Here is a 5,852-nt window from a genome sequence, read left to right as displayed (position 1 = left end):
TGCCGGCAACCGCGTCCCCAGGGCGCCTGACCGCCTCTTCGCTTCGCCGCCCACGGGCACGTCCGGCCGCTCGGACGCGGGTCCCCTGGTGGAGCTCCCGGCGTCCGGGGGGCGGGAGCGCCGCCATCGGCCGAGTCCGCAGGGCTGGTCGGCTGGCCCGCGGCGGAGGCCCGGCGTGGCTTGCCGCCGAGGCGGCCCGCCGACCCTATCGTCCGTGTGCGAATGACGGACTTCGGGGAGTCGGCGCGATGTCCGCACCGCGCCGGAGGCCGAAGTCTCCCCCCACGGGACCTCAGTCGGCTCCACCGCGGCCGAGGACGCCCAGCGCGCCGGGAAGAGCCCCGGCAGCGTCGGCGGGCAGCGGACGAATCGTCACGCCCCCACTGCACCCCACGACATCCCACACCTCAAGGAACGGAGCACGCCGTGCGCCTTCGCCCGATGTTCGCCCTCTCCCTTTCCCTCTCCCTCGCCTGTGCCCTGCCGCTCGCCGGAGTGGCGGCCGCGGAGGACGCCGCAGGCCGGTCGGCGGGTGCCGGAGTCGTCCGCTCCGCCGAATGCCCGGACGGCCCCGCGGACCCCCACCCGGAGCTGTACTACTGCGGGCAGTCCCGCCTCGGCCCCGCCGCCCTGCCGAACACGGAGCCGACCGCCACCCTGCTGAGGGGCTACCAGCGCTTCGGCGGGCTCAGCGCCCCGCACTTCGTGACGCTGTACGCCAACACGGCCCCGAAGCAGGGCGGCGACTGGGTCTACGCTCCCGACCGCGGCTTCCAGCAGATCAACGGCGTGGTCGACGAGACGCAGTGGACGGTGCCGGTCGGCACCAGGCTCGACCGCTTCGGCGCGCTCCACGGCGGCTACCTCTCCGACCCCGGCACACCGTTCACCCAGCGCTCCTTGACGCCGGACTCGCTCAACCCCGACCCGGACGACGGCGAGGTCTACCACTGCCTGTCCGTGCTGAAGCCGTTCGACGTCCGGCGAGGACACGTCGCGGCCTTCTACGGCATGCCCGGCGGCGGAATCCAGGAGTGGCTCGACAAGACCCTCAAGCCCAAGGAACTCGGCGAGAAGGACTACAAGATCGACGTCCTCGTCGCCGAGCAGTACCTCGCCGTCGTCAACGACGACCAGTGCGCGGTGACACCCACCGGTGCCTGACGGCCGATCGCATCGGCGGGCAGGCCTTCCTGATGTCCGCCCCGGTGCGACGCCGACGGGTGACGGCGCCCCCAGGGGCACATCCCCGCCCGGTCGGCGGATCTGCCGGGACACCCCGGCCGGGAGGGGACCCGGGCTCGCGTCCCGCGGTGCAGAACCGATGCCCTGAGGGGCCAACTTCCGTGCGCCGGGCCGCGACTGCCCTCCACGTTCGCCGACATCCCCGGTATAAAGAGGCGGAGGGGACCGAGGGGGATCAGCATGCACTCAAGGGAACAGCCGCAGAAGGCCGGGCGTCCTCATCGCGACGCGGCCACCGCCCGACGGTCCGGCAGCGGCACACGACCCGCGGCGGAGGCCGCGTCTGCGAGGGGTGCCGAGGCCCTGCAGCGCACCGTCGGCAACGCGACGACGGCACGCATGATCGCGGAGCAGCGGGACGGCGCCGGCCCGGACGACCGCCGGACGGCGCCGGCCCTCCAACGCGTGACGGGCGACCAGGCGGCGGCGCCGCGAAGGCCGCAGACGCGGATGGACCCGAACAACGTGCTGCGGATCTGCGGAGCCGCCACGTACGACGGGGAGACCGTCACGCCCGGCGGACGGTCGTCCGAGCTGCGGAACATCGTGTGGGAGAACCACTGGGCCGCCATCTCCGAGGTGTGCAGGAAGCACAAGTACACCATCGCCGTCCGTGAGACCGGCGAGCACTCCATCCGGCGCATCGCGGAAGGGGCCAAGCCCAAACCGCACACCATCCTGGAGAAGTCCATCAAGCCCGCGTCCGTGCGCAAGAAGTACGGACCCGGGCCCGGGCAGACGCAGGGCGACCCGGAACGCGTACTGGAGTTGCTGGAGCAGCACGACCTGAGCGGCTTCGTCGGCCACTGGAACGCGGACGGCCTGGCCGGCGTCCGGATCGCCCGCCTGCCCGACACGATGACGGACCCGGAGATCGTCCGGACCGGCCCCAGGGGCGAGAAGTACGTGCCGATCGACATGAACGAGACGGACGGCGGTCCGCAGCTGGCCCAGCTGAAGACCGACCCGCGGTGGAAGCAGTACCTCTACACCGGGGACTACGACCTCCACGAGGTCTACTCCGCGCAGGGCGGCACCGGTGGCGGCCAGATCCCGGAGGCCACCCCCGAGAAGGCCAATCTGCTCAACCGCCTCAACAGCGGGATCGCACGGAACTCCCAGGAGGAGGTGGTGCGCAGCGGCACGGTGACCATGGGGAACGGCACCCTGCACATGGCCGCCGAATCCGAGTACGCCATGTTCCAGCACGGCGACCAGGCCACCTACCGGATGAACCAGTACCTGGAGGCGCAGGCTGCCGCGCTGGAGAACCAGGTCGCCCGGCAGGCGGCGCAACTGGTGCGGGCGGTGGCCACCGAGGCCGACGAGCCGCTGGCGTGGTGCCGGATGGGGCAGTGGTACGTGACCCGGAACCGGGAGGAGCACGCGATCCTGCGGTCCCGCTGGAATCTCGCCGTGCCCCACACCTGGGGCGCCTCGGAGGTGGAGCGCACGGCCCGCGGCGGCTACCGCACGGCCGGCTACCTGGACTGACCGCACCGCCGGCTGCCTGGACTGACCGCACCGCCGGCTACCTGAACTGACCGCACCGCCGGAACCGGCGTGACGGGCCGGTGGGAACCACGGTCCGGCCGCGGCAGCAGGGCGACCGGCGAGCTGCCGGTCGACTCAGCGCTGCGCGGTGGCCTGCGCGGCGGGGGACCAGGGGGCGGCCCACAGCGGGACCACCTCGACGGTGGCGGCGGAGCCGTGGGCGGGGGTGCCGGGGGTGCGCCCGGTCGTGGTGGGCTGTCCGGTGGTCGTGGGGAACGCGGTCGCGCTCGTCACTGTGGTCATGCTCGGCAACATACCGGGGGGCACTGACAGTGCCGGGTCGGGCAGTGCGGCCCGGCCCGTGGTGGGGTGAAGCGAACGCTGGGGCCGGGCGCGGCTCCGAACGCCTTCCCCTGATGCGAAGGGTCGCGCGTTGCTCGGCGCGCGGTCGGCGCGGGTGCGCCCGGCGCCCGGAACCCGCTCGGGCGCCCGACTCCGCCCGACTCCCCGAACGGGTGAATCCGGTGGCGGCCCCGCCCTGCGCGGCCTCCTCGCCCGCCGGGGTGTCCGCGGCCCCCTCGGACCCGCCCGGAAGGCCGTGTTCGAACACGTTCTCGCCGCCTGCGCACTGGGCTCCGCCGCCCTCCCGGTCCCGTGGACGACCGCGTGGCGTGCGGTCCGGACCGCACGCGGACCATGCTCGAAAAGTCCCCGTTCGACCCGGGCTCGCCCGGAGGCAAATCCACTTGAACGCCGCGCTCGAACAGCACCATCATCGGACGCCATCCACCCGTAACGACTCCGTCAATACCGTCAACTCGGCCTTGGAGAAGCAGACTTGAGCTTCTCGTCCGGGCCGGTGCCGGTGCTTCCGCGCGTCCGCGCACCGCTCTGCGTCTGGAGGATCTGTGGCCTGTCACCCCACCCCGGCGACCCACGTCCCACCCGTCACGGCGGCCCTGGTGGCCCGTGCTTCGAGCAAGGAGGCGATCGCGTGAGCGCCGCGACCGCGGCGACCCCGGCCGAGGCCGCCGACGAGGAACTGCGGTGGCTCGCCGACGGGCGCCGCATCCAGGCGATCGAGGCGATCGGCGTCAACGCGATGGCCCGCCGCCTGCCCGCGCTCGTCGTCCGCGCGTTCCGCCTCGGCTGGCGCATCGACCGCACCTCCGTCACGCTGCTCCTGGTCTGCCAGGCGGTGTCCGCGGTGCTCGGCGCGGCCGGCCTGTTCGCGACCACCGGCACCATCTCGGCGCTGTTCGGCCCGGGCCGGGTCGACGACAAGCTCGCCCACGCGGCGCCGTCGATCCTCGTGATCGCGGCGGCGGCCGGCGCCCGCTCCCTGCTGGGCATCACCATCCGCACCATCACCATCCACCTGTCGCCGCGGATCTCCCGCGAGGCCGAAGCCGCGGTGCTGCGCGCCACCGTGGCGGCCGAGCTGACCGCCTACGACCACGCCGGCTACAACGACGAGCTGGAAGCCGCGGACCGCGGCGCCGAGGTCTGCGTGGACATCGTCGGGGAGGCGCAGAACCTGCTCGCCTCCCTCGCCTCGCTCCTCGGTGCGGCCGGCGTGCTGACGGTGCTCCACCCCGCCCTCCTGCCGTTGCTGGTGCTCGCCGCGCTGCCCCAGGGGATCGCGTCGGTGCACGCCGCCCGGGTGCAGTTCCTGGCGAACCGGGCCGCGGTCGGCGACCGCCGGATCATGGCCAACCTGCGCTGGTACATCCACCTCAAGCGCAACGCCGACCAGGTCCGCTCCGACACCATGGGCGAGTTCCTGCTCGTCAAGTACGACCAGGTCGGCCGGCGGCTGGATGCCACGTCGCGGCGGGCGGCGATGCAGAGCGCCCGGGTGTCGGTGATCGGGGCCGCCGCCTCCGGCCTCGGCAGCGCGCTGGTGTGGGCGGCGATGCTGTGGCTGGTCAGCACCGGCCGGATGAGCCTGCCGCGCGGCGGCGCGGCCGTGTTCGCCCTGACCGCGGTCGGAACCAGCCTGCGCGGCATCGTCGGCTACGGCGCGGACCTCTTCCGCACCGGCATGTACCTGGACGACTGGTCGAGCTTCCTCGACACCGCCGGCGGCCACCGGCCCCGGCGCGGCACCGAAGCCCCCGAGCCGCCGCGCCGGATCGCGGTGGAGAACCTCCGCTACGCCTACCCCGCCTCCGACCGCAAGGCGCTGGACGGAGTGAACCTGCACGTCGAGCGGGGCGAGATCCTCGCCCTGGTGGGGGAGAACGGCTCCGGCAAGACCACCCTCTCCAAGCTCCTGGCCGGGCTCTACCTGCCCGATGCCGGATCGGTGCGGTGGGACGGGCGCGACACCCGCGACCTCGACCCGCACGCCCTGTGGCGCCAGGTCGCCGTCGTCCCGCAGGACTACGCGCGCTGGCCGCTGACCTGCCGCGAGAACATCACGCTGGGCCAGCCCACCGCCGAGGGCGACGCGGCGGTGCTGCGCGCCGCCGACGCCTCCGGGGCGGCCGACGTCGTCGCCAAGCTCCGCCGGGGGCTGTCCACCCTGCTGGCAGTGGAGTGGATGGGCGGCGAGGAACTGTCCGGCGGCCAGTGGCAGCGCCTGGCCATCGCCCGGGCGTTCCACCGCGAGGCCGGGCTGCTCGTCCTGGACGAGCCGACCGCCGCCCTCGACCCGCGCGCCGAGCACCGGATCTTCCAGAACCTGCGGGCGGTCGCGCGGGAACGGGCCGTCGTCCTGGTCACCCACCGGCTCACCAACGTGGCCGTCGCCGACCGGATCGTGGTGCTCGAAGACGGAAAGGTCCTCCAGGAGGGCACGTTCGCCGAGCTGGTGGCCGAGGAGGGCGGCCGCTTCAGGGAACTGTGGGACCTGCAGAACGAACGCACCGGCCTCCCGGCCCAGCGGACCCAGCCGGTCCGGGAGGACGAGGGGACCGACCAGTGATCGACCCCGACGTGCCGAGCGGCCCGGCCCTCCCGGGCGGCCTCGTGGGAGTCCGCGCCGAGGAGAAGGGAGCGGGTGGATAGCGGGCGGGGACCCCGTCGTCCCCGGGCCGTGCCCCCCGACGGGCACGGCCCGGGCGGCTCCGGCCCCGGGCGGCGCCCACGGCGTGGCCTCGACCGTCGCC

The 5,852-nt window shown here is 73.9% G+C and carries 4 protein-coding genes; 3 read left to right on the top strand and 1 reads right to left on the bottom strand.

The window, feature by feature from the left end; translation table 11 throughout:
- The first annotated feature begins 426 nt into the window (after positions 1–426).
- Both ACFVGO_RS34325 and ACFVGO_RS34320 read left to right on the top strand, forming a co-directional pair.
- Complete coding sequence (locus ACFVGO_RS34325) at positions 427–1,164, top strand: TNT domain-containing protein (protein ID WP_380636031.1); 738 nt, start codon at positions 427–429, stop codon at positions 1,162–1,164.
- A gap of 420 nt (positions 1,165–1,584) precedes the next feature.
- Positions 1,585–2,739 carry a hypothetical protein gene (locus ACFVGO_RS34320; protein WP_359913513.1) on the top strand — a complete coding sequence of 385 codons (1,155 nt, stop codon included), beginning with the start codon at positions 1,585–1,587 and terminating at the stop codon, positions 2,737–2,739.
- A gap of 135 nt (positions 2,740–2,874) precedes the next feature.
- Here ACFVGO_RS34320 and ACFVGO_RS34315 read toward each other — a convergent pair whose 3' ends face one another.
- Positions 2,875–3,042 carry a hypothetical protein gene (locus ACFVGO_RS34315; RefSeq protein WP_380636029.1) on the bottom strand — a complete coding sequence of 56 codons (168 nt, stop codon included), beginning with the start codon at positions 3,040–3,042 and terminating at the stop codon, positions 2,875–2,877.
- Positions 3,043–3,733: 691 nt separating this feature from the next.
- On the opposite strand from ACFVGO_RS34315, the gene ACFVGO_RS34310 reads away from it, so the two are divergent.
- A complete protein-coding gene (locus ACFVGO_RS34310) occupies positions 3,734–5,668 on the top strand; it encodes an ABC transporter ATP-binding protein (protein WP_359913519.1) in 1,935 nt (644 codons plus the stop codon).
- Positions 5,669–5,852: the final 184 nt, after the last annotated feature.

The organism is Kitasatospora sp. NPDC057738 (genome assembly GCF_042798815.1).
Lineage (GTDB): Bacteria > Actinomycetota > Actinomycetes > Streptomycetales > Streptomycetaceae > Kitasatospora > Kitasatospora lactacystinica.
This window is presented reverse-complemented; position numbering and strand designations above follow the sequence as displayed.